Here is a 21,847-nt window from a genome sequence, read left to right as displayed (position 1 = left end):
TCCCTTGGCTCGATTATTTGGTGATGCCGAGCTTCTTGCAGCCGTCGGCATAACGGCCGGTGCACAGTTCCTCAGCGGTGTTGATCTTCTTGTCGATGATCTCGGCCTTGAGGTTTTCGGCGGTGACGACGGCAGGGACAAAAAGCTGCGCCGGCGTGTCGTAAAGCGTCATTTCGGCCTTGATCGTTTCGCCCGCCAAGAGCTTGACGGCAACGTCGGCCGCGGCCGCGGCGACGATTTCGCTCGGCTTGGAGATCGTGTTGTACTGATCCCCCGATATGATCAGCTGCAGCGCGGCGATCGTCGCATCATTGCCGGTCACCGGCGGCACGGGATCGACACCGGCTGCCTTGAAGGCGGCGATGGCGCCGCCGCCCGTGCCGTCATTGGCGGCGACGACGCCAACGATCTGTTTGCCGAAGCGGGTGATCTGGCCACCTGCCCATTGCTGGGCATTCGCCGGCTGCCAGTTCGGCGTGTCGAATTCGGCCAGCGTCTTGTAGCCGCCACTGGCGAGACCCTCATGAATGCCGTCCTTGATCAGCCCGGCGGCCGCATCGGTTGGCGAACCGTTGATCTGCAGGATGCCGCCGCCATCGATCGGCACATTCTTCGCCTTCAGATGCTGGACGAGCGATTCCGCAATCGCCTTGCCGATCGCTTTGTTGTCGAAGGAAACGTAGAAATCGGCCTTGCCCTTCGGGATCGGGCGGTCATAGGCGATGACCTTGACGCCCTGGCTCTGGGCGAGCTGGACAAGCGATGCCGCCGCCGCCGAATCCACCGGGTCGAGCACGATGACCTTGGCGCCCTGGGTGATCGCCGAATTAAACTGCTGCTGCTGTTTGGCGATATCGGCATCGGCGTTCTGATAGAGAACCTTGCATGAGGCGCAAAGCTTCTTCATCTCCGCGACGAAGCCCGGATGGTCGTGCTCCTCATAGCGGGTCGAGCCCTGGTCGGGCATCAGGAATGCGACTGTCGCATCCGCAACGGCCGTTTGCGCAAAGGCGGAAGTACCGCCAAGCAGGGACAGGGCAAATGCCGCGGCACCTGCTTTCATCGAGAATTTCATCATTTCCATCTCCTCCCATTGGAAAAAATTGTGTAGCTTCGTCGTTGCAGTGTTCTGCTCTGGCCGTTCGGCTGAACGAACCGCCACGCCTGTCCCGGTGGTCGCAGTTTTTGCGGACAAGCGTCTCCTCTCGCGAACCGCTCGTTGCGCGCCCGCGTCCAAATCAGTGTCGGTTTTGCTTCCTCCTCCTCGTCCTCCCTATCGCCGTCTTCGGCGGAGCATTGCTTCGTATCCCTTGGAAACCGTTTTCGTTCGGCTTGCTCTAGGCCGCCTTTGCCACGTTGATATTGTCACCCAGCAACCGCCGGAAGCGGGACGGCGTCATGCCTTTTTCCGCGAGGAATTGCCGGTTGAAGTTAGACAGATTGTTGAAGCCGACTTCGAAGCAGATATCGGTGATCGATGCGTGGTCGTCGCTCATCAGGATCTGACAGGCGAGATTGATGCGCAGCCGTTTCACATATTGCACGAGCGACATGCCGGTATGGCGGCGAAAGGCGCGCGAAAAGGCGCCTGTGGACTGTTCGGCGATACCGGCGAGATCGGCCTCGTCGAAGGATTTCGTCAGGTTTTCCCTGATATAGGCGAGCGCCTTGTTGATGCCGGCCGACATATATCCCGATGGATCGGGCAGATAGTTCGGGCTGGCGAGTAGCTGGGCATCCTGCGCCCGGCTGAGCAGGCCGACGATCATCATGAACAGTTCGATGCGACGCACGCCGTGGGCCTGCTGCACCTCGTTCATCAGCGGTGCGACCTGCCGGCTGGTCTCGGCGCCGAAGAGCACGCCACGGCGGGAGGCTTCGAGAACCGGATCGAAGGACCCGAGTTCGGCCAGCACCTTCATCGTGTCGCTGATGAAATTTTCGCTGAACTGGATGAGCTGGCATCGAAGCGGAATGCTCGATCCTTTCGGGACATCGCTGATCCAGTTATGGGGAAGATTGGGGCCGGCAAGCACAAGATTGCCGGGCTCGAACTCGCCGATGAAGTCGCCGACGAAATAGCGTCCGGTTGTCGCCACGACGAGATGAAGTTCGTATTCCGGATGAAAATGCCAGCGAACCGTATGATAGGGATAGCCATGCGCCTTCGTTGCGAAGGATTCGCCCGGCCTGATCTGAATGACTTCCAAGTCAGGTTCCATTGTTTCCTCCTCCGAGGACGGGTTCCAAGCCCGCACGCCAAATTCCCTTTTTGGCTTTATTGTTAAGGGGAGTGTAGTGGGCTCGTTTCACGCCCGCCACCACGATTCCCCGTCAAAACTGATACTTTTTTGACAATTGACACTGCGCAGCGGGCGCAAAGACGGCCACAATCCGCATCGCACATCGTCCAAGGACGTGCCTTAGGCGGCTAAGGCGGCAATAACGTTTCTGACCAGTGCAGAGGAGGACAGACGGCTCGTCGCGCAGCTCGGGGCACCGATCGCCCCGACACGCACGGACACGCCGCCGCGCGCATTGGCGATCGCAAACATCGACTCGTCGGTCAGGTCATCGCCGATGGTGATCGGGCAGCGGTCCTTGAACGGGTCGGACTGAAAAAACCGCTCCAGCGCATCGCCCTTGCTCGATCGCGCCGGGCGCAGCTCGAACACCATCTTTCCGAGCTGCAATGCCCAGTTCGGTCCGGCAACCTTGGCATAGTGATGCATGCGCTCTTCGAGCACTTTTTCATATTCGGGCGCGAGCCGGTAATGGGCGGCAACGGCCGCGCCCTTGTCCTCGATCAGAACGCCTGGATAGTGCTCGGCCTCCGCGGTCAGGGCGTGCTTCAGCGCCTGGAATTCGGGACTGGCCTCGACCGTGTGCATTCCGGCAGCACTCCTGATTTCCGCGCCGTGAAGGCCTGCCGTCGGAAATGCAAAGGGTTTGAACAGGGCGTCCGCATAGGCAAGCGATCGCCCGGTGACCAGCGCCAAGGCGCCGCCGAGCTTGTTCGACAGGCGGTGAAGCTGTCCGGGAAGCGCTTCCGGGACCTCGATCGCATCCGGTGTCGGCGCAAGATTGAGCAGCGTCCCGTCGATATCGAGAAACATCGCCCAATGATCCGGCTCTTCCAAGACCAGTGAAAGCATTTCCTGGGTAGCGGTGTCGTCCTGCACGGCATTCTCCAAACGCTGCAATCATGGAAGCTAGGTCGCCGGCCGACGAGGGCAAGGCGATTTTTCAGTCTCCGGAACATCCGGAGACTCCTCCGCGTTGTATCTCGCCGCCCGTTCGAGCACTCGCGCCCTAGAAGGTACATTGATGGCCAAAAGCAGTTCCGATCCCCGTGATGAGATCAATGCCCCGTTGGCGCATGGCGCGTTAAACCTGCCATTGGTGACGATCGACGACTACAACAACGAACTGCGCGACAAGGACGGTTTCGTCGGCGACAACGCCAACAAGAAGACCTTCCAACTGAAGCTCGACGATTGGCGAAAACGCATCCGCAAGGTCGGAGACGACCCGATCGGCAAGACCGCGACGGCGAAGCTTTCCAAGAAGAAGATCGATGCCTTTCTGAAGGGTGACGATATGGAGGCGGCGGCATTGGTGATGGGGGCGGTGGAGGACTTCGCTAGAGACTTTGCCGACGTGATCGGAAAGTTCCTGAAGGACAAGCGCTGGATCAAGACGGAACGCATTGTCGTCGGCGGCGGCTTTCGGCACAGCCGTTTTGGCGAGCTGGCGATCGCCAGGACCATGGTTATTCTCAAGGTGGCCGGCATCGATGTCGAGGTCGTGCCGATCGTTCACCACCCCGATGAGGCCGGACTGATCGGCGCGGTCCACCTGATGCCGTCCTGGATGTTCAAAGGCCATGAGGCGATGCTTGCCGTCGACATCGGCGGCACTAATGTTCGCGCCGGCGTCGTTCAATTCGGAAGGGACGACGTGCCGAATTTTAAGAATGCGAGCGTCTGGGAATCGGCCATCTGGCGCCACGCCGACGACGAGCCAAGCCGTACCGCAACCGTCGAGAGATTGGCCGCGATGTTGCAGGATCTGATCGGCAAGGCCGAGAAGGCCAATCTGAAGCCCGCGCCCATCATCGGGATCGCCTGCCCCGGCATCATCAAAGCCGATGGCTCCATCGAACGCGGTGGGCAGAACCTGCCCGGCGGAAACTGGGAGAGCGACAGCTTCAACCTTCCTGCCGCGCTGATGAAGGCCATTCCCGAGATCGGCGAGGACAGCACATTCGTGATGATGCACAACGATGCCGTCGTGCAGGGATTGTCGCAGATCCCTTTCATGAACGACGTGTCGAGATGGGCCGTGCTGACCATCGGCACGGGGTTGGGGAATGCGCATTTTACCAATCGTGAGGGTACGAAGGCGCGATAGGCTCTCAGCCTTGCTTCACACAGCACCCACCGACAAGGGATATGGGTTGGCCGCGATGCAGGCTCCGACGCCGCCGCGGAGCATTATGGTAAATAGCAGGTAAACAAGACGGAATTCCGCAGACGGAAGCGAACTCGCCAATCAGTTCCTCTAGGGAGGATTGACGCTCACAGAACATGTTAAAGTGGAATCTGGTCGATCGGGCCGGCGGCAGCGTCTGCGACACCAATGCCCGATCCCAGCGCCGCCGATCATAACCGCCGAGGCCTGATTCGCCTAGCATGCGCTGTTGTGATCTTTGCAGTTGACAGGGATTATGGCGTCTTGGGGATGTCGACAAGTCGCGCGCTCAACTGCCGGCATGTGATTGGATTGGCCCGGTCCGGCGTTAATCTGACCTCCGAATAAACGAATGCCAACCCCTTCGTGCTAGCTGCCCTTCAGCATTCCGCGGGATTAGATTGGCGAGAAAAATTAGGCTGCACGTCCCCTCCCCCCGATAGCCCGTGCAACAGCGCCCTCCTGTCTTATAAGACTCGCAACCGGCATCTTGAGATGCTGGCGACGAAGCATGATCCGCGGCAGCGCTGGTTCGCTCGTGCCGCCAAAGATGGCCTGCATTCCTTTCGTGTCGGGTCTGGTGCGAGGCCGTCTTCGATCTCGGCATGCAGAGGCGATCCGAGACGTCCACCGTCGCAGTCGGCGCCGCACTTCCGGGCAGTGTTTGAAAGACGAGAGCCCTCCCCTCCCCTTATCCGCCTCGCATCGGAAAATATGGTGATAACGCCGGCGGGCGGTTCTCGGCGGGGTCAAATTGCGCTTATCTCTATGGCTCCACGCAAGCCCATGTGCAGACGAAAGATGGAAGATGAACTTTAAGGGAATAAGCGCGCCGCTCAATGCCGGCCGTCTCGAACAAATGCTCGGCCTTGCCCCGTCACGCCGGGATCCCGAACCCCAGGATGCAAGTGATAAGTCTTCCGGCAACGAGCCCGTCCGCGGGATGGAGGCCGAAAACCTGTACCGGTCGTCTGCCTATAAATGAGAAACGCCATTGCCGACTCATCGCAAAACGACGGAAGTTGCTTGGCGACGAGTCGGCAATGGCGTTCAGGCCTGTCGAAAATGTGTGGCGATACTTCAAGCTGTCGTCGACGGAATGCGGTATGGCCGCCATTGTCAGCTGACAATGGCGCTAAGATTCCGGAATTCCACATGATTTCTTCGCCGAATCCGGTTTGTTATCTATTCGCTAACCAAGAAACCGCTTGACGGAATCGGCAGACTCACGATCATTTGCGCAAAATTACCCGATTTATCAGGATTTGCGTGAATGCCGACCAAGGCCGCGATTGTTGAGAAAGCCAAGAGAGCGAGTCAAGTCTCGATCGACGAGACGATTGCGCAGGACTCGACGATGCTCAGCAGCCAGTTGCAGGTGCTGTTCGAGCGGTTGTTTTCGCCCGATGCCCGCAAATCGCTGCGGCGGTTCAGCAGCATCGAGGCTGCCAAGCTGCTCGGCGTCACCGACAGCTACGTTCGCCACCTCGCCGCCCAGGTGGAAAGCATCAATCCCGAAAAGACGGCGTCCGGACGCCGGGTGTTCTCGCTGGAAGAAATCCATGCGATGCGCCAGCATCTCGGGCGCACCAAACCCTCCTATTTGCCGATGCGTCGGCCGGGCGACCATCTCCAGGTCATCGCCGTCACCAATTTCAAGGGCGGCTCCGGCAAGACGACTACGTCAATTCACCTGGCACAGTTTCTGGCGCTTCGTGGCTACCGCGTGCTCGCGGTCGACCTCGATCCGCAGGCGTCGATGTCGGCGATGCTCGGATATCAGCCCGAATTCGACGTCGGCGAAAATGAGACGCTTTACGGCGCCATCAAATATGACGAGACGCGCCGCGACGTTAGCGACATCGTCCGCCAGACCTATTTCCCCGGGCTCGATCTCATCCCCGGCAATCTCGAACTGCACGAGTTCGAACACGATACTCCAAAGGCGCTTGCCGACACCAACCGCGACGACAAGGACATGTTCTTCATGCGGGTCGGCAATGCGCTGCATTCGCTGGAGCAGAGCTATGACGTCGTCATCATCGATTGCCCGCCGACCCTCGGCTTCCTGACGCTGTCTGCTCTTTGCGCCGCCACTTCCGTCCTCATCACCGTTCATCCGCAGATGCTCGACGTGGCGTCGATGAACCAGTTCCTGACGATGACCTCCGACCTTCTGGCCGTGGTCAAGCAGGCCGGCGGCAATCTCGATTACGACTGGATGCGCTATCTGGTTACCCGCTATGAGGCCAATGATGGTCCGCAGGCGCAGATCGTCGCCTTCCTGCGCAGTCTGTTCGGCGAGCGTGTACTGACCTCGATGATGGTCAAGTCGACGGCGGTTTCGGATGCGGGGCTCTCCAAGCAGACGATCTATGAAGCGGGACGCGAGACGATGCATCGCCAGACCTATGACCGCGGGGTTGAATCCGTCGACAGCGTCAATGCCGAGGTCGAGCAACTCATTCGCAGCGCATGGAGCAGGACATGAGCCCAAAAGGACGCGACATCCTGAAGAGCATGGTCGGCGCCGTCGAGCCGACCCGGCCGGAGGCGCCAGCTGCGCAACCGCCGCCGCATCGGCCCTCGGGCGCGGTTAAGGCGATGAACCTGTCGCTGGGACGGTTGGGTGAGGAAGCAGCAGCCGCCAAGGCGCTGCGCGAATCGCTGGCTTTGGGCGACAAGGTGCTGGAGATTGATCCGGCGACCGTCGAAATGTCGTTTATTCGCGACCGCATTCCCATCGACAAGGACCCCGAGTTCGAGCGGCTGAAGCAGTCGATCCGGGAAAGCGGCCAGCAGGTCCCGATCCTGGTGCGGCCCGATCCTGTAAAGGCCGGGCATTACCAGGCGGCCTACGGCCACAGACGCTTGCGCGCAGCTGCGGAGATCGGGGTGTCCGTCAAAGCCGTCGTGCGCAAGCTCACGGATGAAGAGCTGATCCTCGCGCAGGGTCAGGAAAACGGCCCGCGTGTCGACCTAAGCTTTATCGAACGGGCGCTGTTTGCACGACGCATGGATGAACATGGCTTCAACCGCGACATGATTGCCCAGGCGCTGGCAACGGACAAGCCGGAAACGTCAAGGCTGCTGCAGGTGGCGCAGACGATCGATCCCGAGATCATTCTCGCCATCGGCCCGGCGCCCAAGGTCGGGCGGCCGCGCTGGTTGGCCTTTGCCGAGAAATTCAGGGAGACAGGCGGGCAGAAGAAGGCGCAGGCCGCAATCGCTACCGCAGCTTTCCAGGCGCTGGAGAGCAATAGACGCTTCGACGTCATTTGGAAGGCGCTGGAAGAAAAGAGCCCGTCGCAGCGGGTCGAGCAGACGCTTCGGACCCAGGGCGGCGCAATGCTTGCTTCGGTGGCCCGCTCCGGCAAAACCTTTCGCATCACCGTCAAATCGGCGGCGTTTTCGGAATTCCTAGCTCAGCGGTTGGTAGGCCTCGCCGCCGAGTTCGAAGAGGAAAATGAGGGAAAATGAGGCAGTTAGACCGGTTGTCAGCTGACAATCGGGATAGGAGATAACGCGCAAAAGAAAAAAGCCCCCGAACGTCACCGTCACGGAAGCTTTCCTCGTAGTCTTGAACACCTCCGAGAATCGCATTTCCGAGAATCGCTGTCAAGAGTTTTTGGCGCCGTTTTGGCGAGCGGATTTCTTTTGCCTTGTTGAGGTGAAGGATATGGAAATCGGGAATGTGACGACGCCTTTCGGGCGGCGGTCAATGACGCTTGGCATGCTTGCAAACCAGGTGATGGCCGGGGAGGTCAAGTCCGATCAGTCGGTCGACAAGTGGAAATTGTTTCGTGCGTTGTGCGAGGCAAAGCCGCTGCTTGGCATCGGCGATCGGACGCTTGCCGTGCTCAATGCGCTCTTAAGCTTTTACCCGAAGAACGAGCTGGCGCAGGAAAACGGTTTGATCGTCTTCCCATCGAATATCCAGCTTTCGCTGAGAACGCATGGCATGGCCGAACAGACCGTGCGCCGCCATCTCGCCGCACTCGTCGAGGCGGGTCTCCTGCTGCGCAGAGACAGCCCAAACGGCAAGCGTTATGTCCGCAGGGACAGGGCAGGGGAGGTCGACGAGGCCTTCGGCTTCTCGTTGGCACCGCTGCTTGCCCGCTCCGAGGAGATCGAGCAGTTGGCGGCCGAGGTGATGGCCGAGCGGCTGCATGTCCAGCGGCTGCGCGAACGCATCACTCTTTGCCGCCGTGATATCGCGAAGCTGATCGAAGCGGCTGTCGAAGAGGAGATCCCGGGGGATTGGCAAAGCCTGTACGGCGAATTCCGGGAGCTGATCGAAGGCCTGCCGCGGTCGCCGACGACAGCACAGCTCGAACAATTGCTGGATGAATTGACGGCTCTGCGCGCCGGTATCCTTAACCGGCTGGAAATTCGAGTTAAATCAGCAAAACAAAGCGGCAATGCCGATTATATCGAGCGTCACATACAGAATTCAAACTCCGAATCCAATTCTGAACTTGAACCAAGCTTCGAACCGAAGCAGGGCGCGATGCCTGAGCAAGACAACCGGCGAGCAGCCGTGGCGCCGGAACAGGGCAGGGGGGAGACAGCCCATCCGAACCGGCAGGAGGAAGAGCAGGGTCGGCGGTCGGGCAACCGCGATGATGGTGGCGGGCTGAAATCCTTCCCACTCGGCCTGGTTCTGCAGGCCTGCCCGGAAATCCTGGCCTACGGGCCGGGTGGCGCAATCCGCAATTGGCGCGACCTGATGACCGCAGCCGTCACCGTTCGATCGATGCTGGGCGTCAGTCCCTCGGCCTATGAGGAGGCGGCAGATGTGATGGGTCCGGAAAACGCCGCGACCGTGATGGCATGCATCCTGGAGCGCGGCGGCCACATCAATTCGGCCGGTGGCTACCTTCGTGGCCTGACGCGGCGAAGTGAAAAGGGAGAATTTGCGATCGGCCCGATGCTGATGGCGCTCCTACGGGCAAATGCGCCGGCGGGGCGGAAAGTTGGGTAGTGTTGAGCCTCCGTGTGGGCAGCGTGTGGCTAAGCGCGGATAAGCCTTCGCTCCAGAAAACTCTGCATGTCGCGACGTCCGTCTACGACGCAGTAGACGACGACATCCGTGCCCAGGATCCGATAGATCATGCGCCACGGCTTATGGTGCAGTTCTTGATATTCGGAAATACCGATACCCGCCAACTCCTTCGGAATATCTCCGCGGACGGGGAATTCTTCAAGCTCGGCGCAGGCACTCTCGATTTCCGTCAGGATGCGCTCTGCCGTCTCGGTGCCGTCGCGGCTAGCGATGAAGCGATAGAGATCCTCGATGTCGCGTTCCGCATCCTCAGTGAAAAGAACACGATATGGCATCAGGACTGACTGTCCGCCAGACGTTTGCGGATGAGCGCGAAGGATTCCGCAGCAGGGCGCAGTTTGCCTTCCTCGACTTGCCGGGTGGTGAGCGCCAGCACCTTCAGGAGCGCCAGTGTCTCCTGTGTTTCTTCATATTGGCCGACATCTTGAAGGATGGCTTTCGCCTCCCCGTGAAGCGTAATGACGACCGGCTGCGGATTATCCTTCAGCGTCCGGATGATCTCCGGCGCAGTAGCTGATCGGCTTGACCTGTTCTGACAGCTTCATGCGTTACTCCCTTTCGACCAGAATATAGATTATTAAGTGGTCGATTGAAAGACGGCTTACGCTGCCGGTGAGACACGGTCCCGGCAGGCGATTTTCCATCTTAGGTGCGGCCGCTTTTTTTCACTCCTCGTGTTCGAAAGAGAATGTCATTTCTTATAATTGAGTTTGTCTACCGATTTTATAGATTAAACTTTGCAACCAAGGATCGGATCGTGGCGTCATGACCTATCTCCTCAGCCTTCTCGACAAAAGCCCGATCGAACAGGGTCTTACCGCTGCGGACGCGTTGCGGGCGACGGTGAAGATTGCCGCCCGGGCCGAGGAGCTCGGCTATCACCGTTTCTGGGTTGCCGAGCATCATAACATGTCCAATCTGGCAAGCTCCGCGCCGGAGGCGCTGATCGCCTATCTTCTCGCCAGAACGTCGAAGATCCGCATCGGCTCCGGCGGCGTCATGCTGCAGCACTACAGCGCCTATAAGGTTGCCGAGACCTTCAATCTTCTGGCCTCGCTGGCGCCCGGCCGAGTCGATCTCGGTGTCGGCAAGGCGCCGGGCGGCTTTCCGCTGTCGACGCGCGCGCTCCAGCTTGCCGTCGATCCGTCCAGGAAGCCGGATTTTGCCGGCCAGCTTTCCGATCTCAACACCTATCTCGCCGCCGACCCGAATTACGACGGCGCGCAGGCGACCCCTTTCCCACCGACCGCGCCTGAACGTTTCCTGCTCGGCGCCAGCGTCGAAAGCGCCGAGCTCGCTGCGGAGAAAGGCTGGGAGCTTGTTTTCGCCGGTCACCTGAACGGCGATCCTGACAATTTGCGCAGAACCCTCGAGACCTATGAGCGGGCATCCGGCGGCAAGCGGCCGATCCTGGCGCTCGCAGCCTTCGCCGCCGAAAGCGAGGACTATGCCCGCGAGCGCGTCGGCAAGTTGCGCATCGTGAAGGTGTTCCTGCCGAACGGCCAGACCGTCAATGTCGGCAGCGAGGAGCAGGCGGCCGAATTCGCCCGCCAGGCCGGCGTCACCGATTACCGCATCGAGGAGAAGGTACCGAGCGTCCTGCACGGCACGGCAAAGCAGATCCGCAAGGAATTGGATGAGCTTCACCGCCGCTACGGCGTCAAGGAGTTCGTGCTGGACACGCCGGCGCTTTCGGTCGCCGAGCGCCTGGCTTCCATCGAGCTGCTCGCCGCCGAGCGGCTTTCCCTCGTCGCCTGACCGTTTTCAAGGAGATCGATTCCATGACTCAGAAACACGTCACGTTCGGCATCATGCTGCAGGGCCCCGGCGGCCACATGAATGCCTGGAAACATCCGAGCGGACCGGCCGATGCCAGCGTCAATTTCGACTTCTTCGTCAAGACGGCGCGCAAGGCGGAAGCGGCCGGCATCGCTTTCGCCTTCGTCGCCGATGGGCTCTATATCATCGAGCAGTCGATCCCGCATTTCCTCAACCGGTTCGAGCCGATCGCCATTCTCTCGGCGCTAGCCGCCTCGACCTCGAAAATCGGCCTCGTCGGCACGGTCTCGACCTCCTACAGCGATCCCTTCACCATCGCCCGCCAGTTCGCCTCGATCGATCTCATCAGCGGCGGCCGGGCAGGGTGGAACGCAGTAACCTCGCCGCTCGAGGGCTCGGGCCGCAACTACAGCCGCGAACATCCCGAACACGAGCTGCGCTACGAGATCGCCGAGGACTATATCGATGCGATCAAGGGCCTGTGGGATTCCTGGGACGATGACGCCTTCGTCCGCAACCGCGAGACCGGCGTCTTCGTCGACAAGACCAAGATGCATCGGCTTAACCACAAGGGCCGCTTCTTCCGCGTCGAGGGGCCGCTCAATATCGGCCGTTCGAAGCAGGGCCAGCCGGTCGTGTTCCAGGCGGGCGCCTCGGATTCCGGCATCCGGCTCGCCGGCAAGCATGCCGATGCGGTCTTCACCAATGGCGGGCCGTTCGAAGAGGCGCAGGCCTTTTATCGCCAGCTGAAGGACAGCGTCATCGCGCATGGGCGCCCGGCCGCGGAAGTCGGTATCTATCCCGGTATCGGGCCGATCGTCGGTGCGACGTCCGATGAGGCGGAAGCCAAGTACCAGGCGATCCGCAATCTTGTCACCATTGAGGAGGCGCTGCTCTATCTCGGCCGCTTCTTCGATCATCATGATTTCAGCGCCTATCCGCTGGACGGGCCGTTCCCCGAACTCGGCGATATCGGCAGAAACAATTTCCGCGCCACCACCGACCGCATCAAAAGGACGGCGCGCGAGAAAGGCTTGACGCTGCGCGAGGTCGCGCTCGATTCGGCAACGCCGCGCACTGCCTTCATCGGCACCGCCGAGCATATCGCCGACGAGATCATCCGCTGGGTGGATCAGGGTGCGGCCGACGGCTTCATTCTCGGCTTTCCCGTCATCGCCGAAGGTTTCGACGATTTCTCCAGACATGTTCTGCCGCTCCTCACCGAACGCGGCTATTTCGATCCGGTCCTGAAGGGCGAGACGCTGCGCGACCATCTCGGCCTGCCGTTCCGCGAAAGCCGCTATGCGGCCGACGCCGATCAGGTCGAGCGCGGAAAGGCTGTCGGCGCCTGAGGCGCCGGCGAACCGCCATGGACATCATCGCTCAAAACCCGCGCAGCAACGATCCGGTCGAGCAGGGTATCGCCTCTTATCTCGACGAGATCATCGCGCTTCGCCACGACCTGCACCAATATCCGGAGCTTGCCTTCCAGGAGCTGAGGACCAGCAAGCTCGTGGCATCCCGCCTTTCCGCCTGGGGCTACGAAGTGGCGACGGGCATTGCCGGCACCGGTGTCGTCGCCACCCTCCGGCGCGGCGACGGCAAGAGGCGGATCGGCATTCGCGCCGACATGGACGCGCTGCCGATCGAGGAGGCGACCGGCCTTGCCTATGCCAGCAGCAACCCCGGCGTCATGCATGCCTGCGGCCATGATGGACATACCTCGATCCTCTTGGCCGCCGCCCGCTATCTCTCTGAGAGCGGCAATTTCAGTGGCACGCTGCGGCTGATCTTCCAGCCCGCCGAGGAGATCGGCGCTGGCGCCCGCAAGATGATCTCGGAAGGCCTGTTCGAGCGTTTTCCCGTCGATGCGGTCTTCGGGCTGCACAATTGGCCGGGCGTGCCGACGGGTCAATTCGGCTTCGTCGCCGGCCCGGCCATGGCTTCGGTCGACAAGGCGGTCATCAAGATCATCGGCAAAGGTGGCCATGGCGCCGAACCGCACCGGACAGTCGATCCGGTGCTGGCTTCGGCCTCCTTCATCACCGCGCTGCAGAGCGTCGTCTCGCGCAATGTCGATCCGCAGGAGATGGCGGTCGTCACCGTCGGCTCGATCCATGCCGGCTCCGCCTCGAACGTCATCCCGGAAAGCGTCGAGATGCAGCTGACCATGCGGGCCTATAGCGAGACTGTCCGCCAGCTGTTGCAACAGCGCATTCCCGCCCTGGCGCGCGCCCAGGCCGAAAGCTTCGGCGCCGAGGCGGATGTGAATTACCGTCTCGGCTTTCCGGCGTTGGTCAATCACGCCAAAGAGACGGCATTTGCCCGTGATGTCGCCTATGACGCGCTCGGCCTCGCCGCGATCGAGAAGGACTTCCGGCCGAGAACCGCCAGCGAAGATTTCGCCTTCATGCTGCAGGCCAATCCCGGCAGCTATCTCTTCGTCGGCAATGGCGACAGCGCTCCTCTTCACAGCGCTCACTACAATTTCAACGATGCGATCATCGCGCCCGCCGCCCGCTACTGGGTGCGGCTCGCCGAAACCTTCCTCACTGACGACAACGGGTGATGAACGATATGAGCGATACGTTTCTCTATACCAGCTCTCTCGATCCGCGCGCCAAGCCGCTGATCGATGAATTGATCTACGAATATGACAGCCGCTACGGCACCTATTTCAATGCCGAAGGTGCGGCCGCCGAGCTCAGCCGCTATCCCCCTGAAGCCTTTGCGCCGCCCCACGGCAATTTTCTGCTGTTAATCCGCGACGGCGAAACCATCGGCGGCGGCGCCTTCAAGAATTATGACGAGCACACGGCCGAGTTCAAACGCATCTGGACGCGCTCCGATCTGCGCCGCCAGGGCCTTGCCCGCAAAGTGCTGGTGGAGCTGGAGGCCCAGGCCGCCCGCCAGGGCTATGCCCGCATCTACCTGACAACAGGCTTTCGCCAGCCCGAGGCCGTCGGCCTCTATCTGAACTATGGCTACACCGCTCTCTTCGACACATCAGCCGATCCCGAAATCTACAAGAGCCTGCCCTTCGAGAAGGACATTACCCATCTCGCCGAGCCGGCTCTCGAAGATGCGGAACCGCGCCTGCGCCTGGCCGGCGCCAATCACTGAAAACGGCAAAGACCGATAATCATAAAAGGGAAGCACAATGGCACTGACGACGGATTTTGCCGGCATCGATCCCGGCAGCAGGACGGCAGAATCGAAGGACTATTCCCGTTACCGCATCGTGCCGGCGCGCCATCCGGGCCGCTTGGCAGGCACGATTTTCGCAGCCATCGTCATCACAGCCGTGCTCTATTCCACCTTCACCAATCCGCGCTGGGGCTGGGGCGTCTTCGGCGAATGGTTCTTTGCCGAGCCGGTGCTCGTCGGCCTCGGCCGGACGTTGCTCCTAACCGTGCTTGCCGCCATATCCGGTTCCATTCTCGGAACGGCGCTGGCGCTTGCCCGCGTTTCCAAGTCGCCGCTGCTCTCCGGTCTCTCCTGGGGCTATATCTGGCTGCTGCGCTCCATCCCGGTCATCGTGCTGCTCTTGATCTTGAACAATCTCGGCTACCTCTACGAGACGATCAAGATCGGCATTCCCTTCACCGATACGGTCTTTATCGACTATCCCACCGTGCAACTGCTGACGCCCTTTGCCGCTGCCTTCCTCGGCCTGACGCTCAATCAGTCGGCCTTCTTCGCGGAAATCGTGCGGGGCGGCATTCTCTCGGTGGATCATGGACAGCTGGAAGCGGCGGCCGCCCTCGGCCTGCCGCGCCGCCGCCAGGCCTTCCGCATCGTGCTGCCGCAGGCCATGCGCTCGATTCTGCCGACCGGCTTCAACGAGTTGATCGGATTGGCGAAGAGCACGTCCATGGTCTACGTGCTGGCGCTGCCGGAACTCTTTTATACGGTTCAGGTGATCTACCGCCGCAATCTCGAAGTCATTCCGCTGCTGATGGTGGCGACCGTCTGGTATCTGATCATCATGACGGTGCTGTCGCTCGCCCAGCACTATATCGAGCGCTATTTCTCCAAGGGCGCCGTGCGCAATCCGACGCCGCTGCCCTTCCAGGCTTTCTTCGAACGCTTCCGTCGTCCGCTGCCGGTCTTTGAGACGGCGACCGACACCGTCCGCAAGATCGGCTTCCGGGATGCGGCGGTGTTACGGGCCGCAGGCGGCGCGGTGCGCATCCACGGTATTTCGAAGAGCTTCGGCTCGCTGAAGGTGCTCGATAATGTCGAGCTCAGCCTTCCCGCCGGCAGTGTGACCGCCATCCTCGGCCCCTCCGGTTCCGGCAAGTCGACGCTGCTGCGCGCCATCAACCATCTCGAGCGTGTCGATGAAGGCTTCATCTCGGTCGACGGCGATTTCGTCGGCTACAGCAGGAAGGGCGACACGCTCTACGAGCTGAAGGAAAAGGATATTCTCACCCGCCGCGCCGATATCGGCATGGTCTTCCAGAGCTTCAATCTGTTCCCGCATCTGACCGTTCTCGAAAACCTCATCGAGGCACCGATCCAGGTGCGCGGCGTCAGCCGCGAGGAGGCTGTGCAACTGGCGCAGGAACTGCTGGCCCGCATCGGGCTCAGCGACAAGATCAACGCCTATCCGCGCCAGCTTTCCGGCGGCCAGCAGCAGCGCGTGGCGATCGCCCGCGCCCTGGCGCTCCGCCCCAAGGTGCTGCTTTTCGATGAGCCGACCTCGGCGCTTGATCCGGAGCTCGTCGGCGAAGTGCTCGACGTCATCAAGGAGCTGGCCCGCACCGGCACGACACTCGTCATCGTCACCCATGAAATCGGTTTTGCCCGCGAAGTTGCCGACACCGTCATCTTCATGGATGGCGGCCGCATTCTCGAGGCCGGCCCGCCGGCCCGCATCTTCACGCAAGCGGAACATTCCCGAACACGGGAGTTCCTCGCCAAGGTTCTCTAGCGCCTGACAGCGCTGGTGAAATGCCGGGCCGCGACGGGCTGCTCCGGTCGACTGACAACAATCACAACCTAAAGATGAAATGGAGAAGGGGCATGACATTTAGAGATAGGGCAAGGCTGCTGATAGCGGGCGCCGTCACCATTGCCGCGATCGGTTTCGGTTCCGCGCAGGCGCAGCAGAAATTCGACCTCAGCCCCGAGCAGCCGAACCGGCTGCGGCTGGAAAAGAACGAGAAGCGCATTGGCGAAGTCAAGGACTTCAAATTCGTCGAAAGCGGCGTCTTCACCGTCGGCATCAGCTCGAGCGGCAACCTGCCGCTACATGATTATGCTTCCGATTCCAAGACGGTGATCGGTTACGACGTCGATCTGGCACAGGCGATCGCCGATAGCCTGGGCCTGAAGTTCAATCTCGTTTCCGTCGCCTGGGCCGATTGGCCGCTGGGGCTGACCTCCGGCAAGTTCGACGCGGTGATCTCCAACGTGACGGTCACGGAGGAGCGCAAGGAGAAATTCGACTTCTCCACCTACCGCAAGGACGAGCTCGGCTTCTACGTCAAGGCGGATAGCCCGATCACGGCCCTCAAGCAGCCGAAGGATATTGCCGGCCTGAAGGTCATCACCGATGCGGGCACCAACCAGGAGAAGATTCTGCTGGAATGGGACCGGCAGAACGTCGCCGCCGGCCTGAAGCCGATCGAGGTGCAATATTATGACGACGACGCGGTCAAGGATCTCGCTGTCCAGTCCGGCAGAGCCGACGCCGTCTTCAGCGTGAATGCGACGCAGGCCTATTCGGCGGGGATCAACGGCAAGACCAAACTGGTCGGCACCATCAGCGGCGGCTGGCCGATCACGGCCGAGATTGCCGTCACCACGCGCAAGGGCAGCGGCCTGGCGGCACCCTTGACCGATGTCGTCAACGACCTGATCGGCAACGGTGCCTATAAGAAGATCCTCGATACGTGGAACCTCGGTCCTGAGGCAATCGACAAGGCCCAGACCAACCCGCCCGGCCTGCCGAAGAGCGGTTCGTAACGTTGGTCCAAAGCGCGTCGCGTTCGAGCGGCTTCATGCGACGCGCTTTAGATCTTTGTTTTTATGCATGTCGCCCAAAACCGCTGTGCACTTTTGGGCGACATGCATCGGCGGACCGGCGTTACAGGGAAGCGCGCCGGTCCGTTTCCACTTCCCGATGCAAACGGAGATATATTGAACGTGACGATCCATCCCAAATCTCGCACCTTGTTCTTCGCGGCCCTGGTGTCAGCCTTGACTGGTTTCGGCGCCGCCCATGCGGCCGAGGATTTCGACCTGAGCCCTGAACAGCCGGGCCGGCTTCATGCCGCCAGGAACGATGCGGCCATTGCTGCGATCCCTAAAGAATTCAAGTTCGTCACGCCAGGCAAGTTCACCATCGCCGTCAGCCCCGGCGGGCCGCCGCTTGCCACCTATGCCACCGACGCCAAGACCGTGGTCGGGGCCGATCCCGATTATGCCTATGCCATTGCCGACAGCCTCGGCCTGACGCTGGAGATCGTGCCGGTCGCCTGGATCGACTGGCCGCTCGGCCTCACCTCGGGCAAATATGACGCCGTCATCTCCAATGTCGGCGTCACCGAGCAGCGCAAGGAGAAGTTCGATTTCTCCACTTACCGCCAGGGCCTGCACGGTTTCTTCGTGAAATCCGACAGTGCCGTCACTTCGATCAAGGAGCCCAAGGACGCCGCCGGCCTCAGGATCATCGTCGGCGCCGGCACCAACCAGGAGCGTATCCTGGTGAAATGGAGCGAGGAAGATGTCGCCGCGGGCCTGAAGCCGATCGAGCTGCAATATTACGACGACGAGGCGGCAAGCCTTCTCGCGCTGCGGTCCGGCCGGGCCGATGTCATCGTGCAGCCGCATGCACAGCTTGTTTTCATCGCCGCGCGCGACAAGAACATCAAGCGCGTCGGCACGCTGAGCGCCGGCTGGCCTGATCGTTCAGATGTCGCGATCGCCACGCGCAAGGGGAGCGGGCTGGCCGATGCGCTGACTGTCGCCACCAACGGCCTGATCAAAGACGGCACCTATGCAAAAATCCTCGACCACTGGCATCTCTCCGAGGAGGCCTTGCCGGTATCCGAGACCAACCCGCCTGGCCTACCGAAATACTGATCGGATGGCACGAGTGGGCAACATATCCATCAGCCATATCGGCTTCCTCACCCCCGGCAACTATCCCGACGAAGATCCGTTGTCGGGACTGGAACAGACGCTTGAGCAGCTGCAATATGGCGAGGATCTGGGCTTCGACAGTGCCTGGGTCCGCCAGCGGCACCTGGAGCCTGGAATCTCTTCCGCGAGCGCCTTCCTGGCGGCGGCGACGCAGCGAACCAGCCGGATCGAGCTTGGAACCGCGGTCATCCCGATCGGTTACGAGAGCCCTTACCGGCTGGCCGAAGATCTCGCCACCGTCGATGTTCTGTCGCGCGGGCGGCTGAATGTCGGTGTCAGCGCTGGACGACCATTGCACGCAGACCTGATCGCGCCGCTTGTCTTCGACGGCGACTGGACGGGTTACGATTTTTCGCATGATCGCGTGCGGCGCTTTGCCGACAATCTGCGCGGCACTTATCTCGGCGACGAACAGACCTTGATCAAGACGCCCTCGCCCGCAGCGGCCGCGGCTGCAGCCTTATGCCAAGGGCCTGATCGACCGGATCTGGTATGGCGGCGGGTCGCAGCGCTCGGCCGAATGGGCCGGCCGCAATGGCTTCAACCTGTTGACCGGCAATGTGATAACGGGCGAGGGGACCGATGATTTCTTCACCGCGCAATCGCGGTTGATCGAAACCTATCGCGCCGGCGGCACGCAGCGCCGGGTCGCGCTGGGCCGCGTCATCGTGCCTTTCGATAGCGCCGATGCCGCAACGCGCCGCCGGTATCGAGACTATGCCGATGGCCGCCATGAGCGAACCCTTTCACCGCAGGGCGAGCGGCGAACGCTTTTCGCCCGTGATATCGTCGGCACGTCGGAGGAGATATTGGCGCAGCTTTTTGCCGATCCGATCCTGCCCCAGGTCGATGAGTTGAGGCTGGAACTTCCTTACGAGTTCGAGCACGAGGAATATCGCCAGATCCTCCACGATTACGTGACGACAATTGCACCGGAGCTCGGATGGAAAGCGCGATCCGACATCCGGGCCGCTTCCTGAAAGGCGTCGCCCATACGACGCCGGACCAATCACCTCGCAGGGAATATGCATCAGTGACCAAATCGGTAGAGTATTTCTTTTCGATCGGCTCGCCCTGGGCCTATATCGGCTTCGACGCCTTTGCCGAACTTGCGGCGAAGAACGACGTCGGCATCACCCCCTATCTGACGACGGTGGTCGAGGAAAATGGCGGTATCTTCTCACGCAATCGCCCGGAGATCCGGCGCGCTTACTGGACGCGGGATCTCAAGCGCTGGGCGCGCGTGCGCGGCAAGGAACTGCGGCTCGAACATCGCCCTGAATTGAGCGATCCGACGCCGGCATCCCTCTTCGTGATTGCCGCCTATCTCGACGGACAGGATTGGATCGGCGTTGCCCGCGCCCTGCAACATGCCTTCTGGAGCGAGGCCAGGGATATCGGCAGGCCCGATGTGCGCGAGGCGATCGTGACCTCGGCAGGTTTCGATGGCGCGGCACTTCTTAGGCGGCAAGCCGACGAGGATGTTCAGAACAAATGGTCGGCGGACCGCCTGCATGCCCGCGACAGCGGCGTCTTCGGCTTTCCCACCTATGTCTATGACGGTGAGATCTATTGGGGACAGGACAATTTGCCCTTCCTCGAGCGTCATCTTCGCGGCGACAGGCCTTAGGTTTGGATCGAGCAGTCCGGTGAGTTGAGACAGATTTTTTCGGATAAGTCTATAAAATAGATAGACGTTATTCCCTGTCGCCGATGCCCTGCGATAAATTGGTGTGGTTGATGGGGAAATCACACGCATGCTCGACAGGACTTCGCAGGCCGCCGGAACCATTATTCCAAAGCGTTTAACGGAATGGCCGACGGTCATTCTCACGCTCGTCATCCATGGCGGATTTCTTGCGCTCACCTGGTGGTGGCAATCATTGCCGATGATCGTGGTCGTGATTGCCGGAGGCTGGCTGATTGCCTGGCATGGATCGCTTCAGCACGAGGTCATTCACGGCCATCCGACAGGAAACCGACGGATCAACGACGCGATCGGATCGATACCCCTATCGTTGTGGCTGCCCTATCCGATCTATAAGGAAAGCCATCTGGAGCATCATCGCGACGAATATCTCACCGACCCGATCGAGGATCCTGAATCCTCCTATTTTACCAAGGCTGCCTGGGAGCAGCTGGGCGCGGCTGGCAGGCTGCTGGCGCGGTGGAACACCACCCTGTTCGGCCGTTTGACCATCGGTCCGGCGGTGATGATTTTGAGTTTCCTTGGGCAGGAATGGCGGCTGATCCGGACGAACGAACCGGGAAGACGGCGGATATGGGCAGTGCACGGCATCGCCGTCACCGCCGTTCTTTTCTGGGCGACGGTTGTCTGCGGCATGCAGCTGTGGCTTTTCCTCGCTTTCGTCTATACGGGTGCTGCGATGACGCGGCTCAGATCCTATGCCGAGCACAGATATGCCGACAGCCATGAGGAGCGCACCGCCATCGTCGAAAACAGCCGGCTCTTCGGCTTGCTGTTCCTCTACAACAATCTGCATGTTCTCCATCATCGCCGGCCGGGCATCTCCTGGTATCGCCTTCCGGCGGTCTATCGCCACAATCGCGAAACGCTCGTCCGTTCGAATGGCGGGCTTGTCTATGACGGCTATTGGGACATCGCGCGCCGGTTTTTCCTGAAACCGCACGACGACCCGACGCATCCTCATCACTCATAACAGGATAGCCCATCCCAGCGCGAAGCAGCGAGCGCTGGCCGGCGAAGCGACCCTCGCTCCGCTTGACCGATTATAACGGACGAAATTCCGTTATCTTGGTAAGTTTGCGCAATCCCATCGAAACCGTTCCATTCTATTGGAGGAAAAGATATGGGAAGATTTTTTTACATTGCTTGCTTCGATTGGTCGTTTTATCTCCCGATCCATTAAAACGCGAAACGCCGCTGTATTGATCGGAGAGAGACAATGAACCCCGCCATGAACATGATGCCGATGATGAACAACATGATCCCCGCCATGATGAACCCGATGATGGGTGGAATGATGCCGATGATGTCAGGCATGCCCATGATGAACGGTGGGATGATGCCGATGATGATGGGCGCCATGAAGTGCACCATGACTGCCGAAGGCATGGTCTGCGAAATGAAGCCGATGGACGGCATGGACAAGGACATGTTCATGGAATGCTGCAAGCGCATGATGTCGATGATGTCGGGCGGCATGCCTGTCATGATGAACTGCGGCGGCATGATGATGTGCTGCACGATGGCCGCCTGAGCCGTCTCAGCGTCTCAGATAAACGACCAAAAGGCCTCCGGAGACGGAGGCTTTTTGCATGTGCGCCAGGCATGGCGCGTGGTGCGAGAGCACCGTTTGATCGGGCTGGTATCCGGTCGATGACTTGGAGGTGGAA

18 protein-coding genes and 2 pseudogenes are annotated in these 21,847 nt (G+C 60.6%); 14 read left to right on the top strand and 6 right to left on the bottom strand.

From position 1 onward, the window contains the following. Positions 1-13 precede the first annotated feature (13 nt). The 3 genes from CO667_RS20120 to otsB all read right to left on the bottom strand — a co-directional run bounded on the left by CO667_RS20120 (position 14) and on the right by otsB (position 3,203). On the bottom strand, positions 14-1,084 hold the full coding sequence (locus tag CO667_RS20120; RefSeq protein WP_179874186.1) for a sugar ABC transporter substrate-binding protein: 1,071 nt from the start codon (positions 1,082-1,084) through the stop codon (positions 14-16). A 253-nt stretch (positions 1,085-1,337) separates the two neighbouring features. Beyond that, complete coding sequence (locus tag CO667_RS20115; RefSeq protein ID WP_097620030.1) at positions 1,338-2,222, bottom strand: AraC family transcriptional regulator; 885 nt, start codon at positions 2,220-2,222, stop codon at positions 1,338-1,340. Between the two features lie 201 nt (positions 2,223-2,423). After that, on the bottom strand, positions 2,424-3,203 hold the full coding sequence (otsB, locus tag CO667_RS20110; RefSeq protein WP_179874185.1) for a trehalose-phosphatase: 780 nt from the start codon (positions 3,201-3,203) through the stop codon (positions 2,424-2,426). 124 nt (positions 3,204-3,327) lie between these two features. Here otsB and CO667_RS20105 point away from each other — a divergent pair, with 124 nt between their 5' ends. From CO667_RS20105 to repC, 4 genes are all read left to right on the top strand, one after another. Beyond that, on the top strand, positions 3,328-4,413 hold the full coding sequence (locus tag CO667_RS20105) for an ROK family protein (RefSeq protein WP_097620028.1): 1,086 nt from the start codon (positions 3,328-3,330) through the stop codon (positions 4,411-4,413). A gap of 1,333 nt (positions 4,414-5,746) precedes the next feature. Beyond that, positions 5,747-6,964, top strand: a complete 1,218-nt coding sequence (gene repA / locus CO667_RS20100) for a plasmid partitioning protein RepA (protein ID WP_097620027.1) — start codon at positions 5,747-5,749, stop codon at positions 6,962-6,964. Then, complete coding sequence (gene repB / locus CO667_RS20095) at positions 6,961-7,953, top strand: plasmid partitioning protein RepB (RefSeq protein ID WP_097620026.1); 993 nt, start codon at positions 6,961-6,963, stop codon at positions 7,951-7,953. The genes repA and repB overlap by 4 nt, the downstream gene beginning before the upstream one ends. Positions 7,954-8,152: 199 nt before the next feature. Next, positions 8,153-9,457, top strand: a complete 1,305-nt coding sequence (gene repC, locus CO667_RS20090) for a plasmid replication protein RepC (protein WP_097620025.1) — start codon at positions 8,153-8,155, stop codon at positions 9,455-9,457. 29 nt (positions 9,458-9,486) lie between these two features. On the opposite strand, the gene CO667_RS20085 is transcribed toward repC, so the two are convergent. Together CO667_RS20085 and CO667_RS20080 are read right to left on the bottom strand one after the other, a co-directional pair. Continuing rightward, entirely contained in the window at positions 9,487-9,813 is a 327-nt protein-coding gene (locus CO667_RS20085) for a type II toxin-antitoxin system RelE/ParE family toxin (protein WP_097620024.1), read from the bottom strand. Next, positions 9,813-10,083, bottom strand: a pseudogene (locus CO667_RS20080) (type II toxin-antitoxin system Phd/YefM family antitoxin). Before CO667_RS20080 ends, CO667_RS20085 begins: the two are co-directional and overlap by 1 nt. A 220-nt stretch (positions 10,084-10,303) precedes the next feature. On the opposite strand from CO667_RS20080, the gene CO667_RS20075 reads away from it, so the two are divergent. From CO667_RS20075 to CO667_RS20030, 10 genes and pseudogenes are all read left to right on the top strand, one after another. After that, a complete protein-coding gene (locus tag CO667_RS20075) occupies positions 10,304-11,296 on the top strand; it encodes an LLM class flavin-dependent oxidoreductase (protein ID WP_097620023.1) in 993 nt (330 codons plus the stop codon). Between the two features lie 23 nt (positions 11,297-11,319). Next, positions 11,320-12,669, top strand: coding sequence for an LLM class flavin-dependent oxidoreductase (locus tag CO667_RS20070; protein ID WP_097620022.1), 1,350 nt, complete (start codon positions 11,320-11,322; stop codon positions 12,667-12,669). 17 nt (positions 12,670-12,686) lie between these two features. Beyond that, positions 12,687-13,886, top strand: a complete 1,200-nt coding sequence (locus CO667_RS20065; protein WP_097620021.1) for a M20 aminoacylase family protein — start codon at positions 12,687-12,689, stop codon at positions 13,884-13,886. Continuing rightward, a complete protein-coding gene (locus CO667_RS20060) occupies positions 13,883-14,440 on the top strand; it encodes a GNAT family N-acetyltransferase (protein WP_097620020.1) in 558 nt (185 codons plus the stop codon). Before CO667_RS20065 ends, CO667_RS20060 begins: the two co-directional genes overlap by 4 nt. A 37-nt stretch (positions 14,441-14,477) precedes the next feature. Continuing rightward, a complete protein-coding gene (locus CO667_RS36265) occupies positions 14,478-16,253 on the top strand; it encodes an amino acid ABC transporter permease/ATP-binding protein (RefSeq protein WP_097620019.1) in 1,776 nt (591 codons plus the stop codon). A 92-nt stretch (positions 16,254-16,345) separates the two neighbouring features. After that, on the top strand, positions 16,346-17,290 hold the full coding sequence (locus CO667_RS20050; RefSeq protein WP_097620018.1) for an ABC transporter substrate-binding protein: 945 nt from the start codon (positions 16,346-16,348) through the stop codon (positions 17,288-17,290). A gap of 102 nt (positions 17,291-17,392) precedes the next feature. Continuing rightward, positions 17,393-18,409, top strand: a complete 1,017-nt coding sequence (locus tag CO667_RS20045) for an ABC transporter substrate-binding protein (protein ID WP_245433172.1) — start codon at positions 17,393-17,395, stop codon at positions 18,407-18,409. A gap of 4 nt (positions 18,410-18,413) precedes the next feature. Continuing rightward, positions 18,414-19,449: pseudogene (locus CO667_RS20040) on the top strand (LLM class flavin-dependent oxidoreductase). 53 nt (positions 19,450-19,502) lie between these two features. Continuing rightward, positions 19,503-20,099, top strand: coding sequence for a DsbA family protein (locus CO667_RS20035; protein ID WP_097620189.1), 597 nt, complete (start codon positions 19,503-19,505; stop codon positions 20,097-20,099). Between the two features lie 127 nt (positions 20,100-20,226). Next, positions 20,227-21,150 carry a fatty acid desaturase gene (locus CO667_RS20030; RefSeq protein WP_097620017.1) on the top strand — a complete coding sequence of 308 codons (924 nt, stop codon included), beginning with the start codon at positions 20,227-20,229 and terminating at the stop codon, positions 21,148-21,150. Between the two features lie 206 nt (positions 21,151-21,356). On the opposite strand, the gene CO667_RS20025 is transcribed toward CO667_RS20030, so the two are convergent. Next, on the bottom strand, positions 21,357-21,683 hold the full coding sequence (locus CO667_RS20025) for a hypothetical protein (RefSeq protein WP_097620188.1): 327 nt from the start codon (positions 21,681-21,683) through the stop codon (positions 21,357-21,359). Positions 21,684-21,847 lie beyond the last annotated feature (164 nt).

This window comes from Rhizobium sp. L43, assembly GCF_002531725.1.
In the GTDB taxonomy this organism is placed as follows: domain Bacteria; phylum Pseudomonadota; class Alphaproteobacteria; order Rhizobiales; family Rhizobiaceae; genus Rhizobium.
This window is presented reverse-complemented; position numbering and strand designations above follow the sequence as displayed.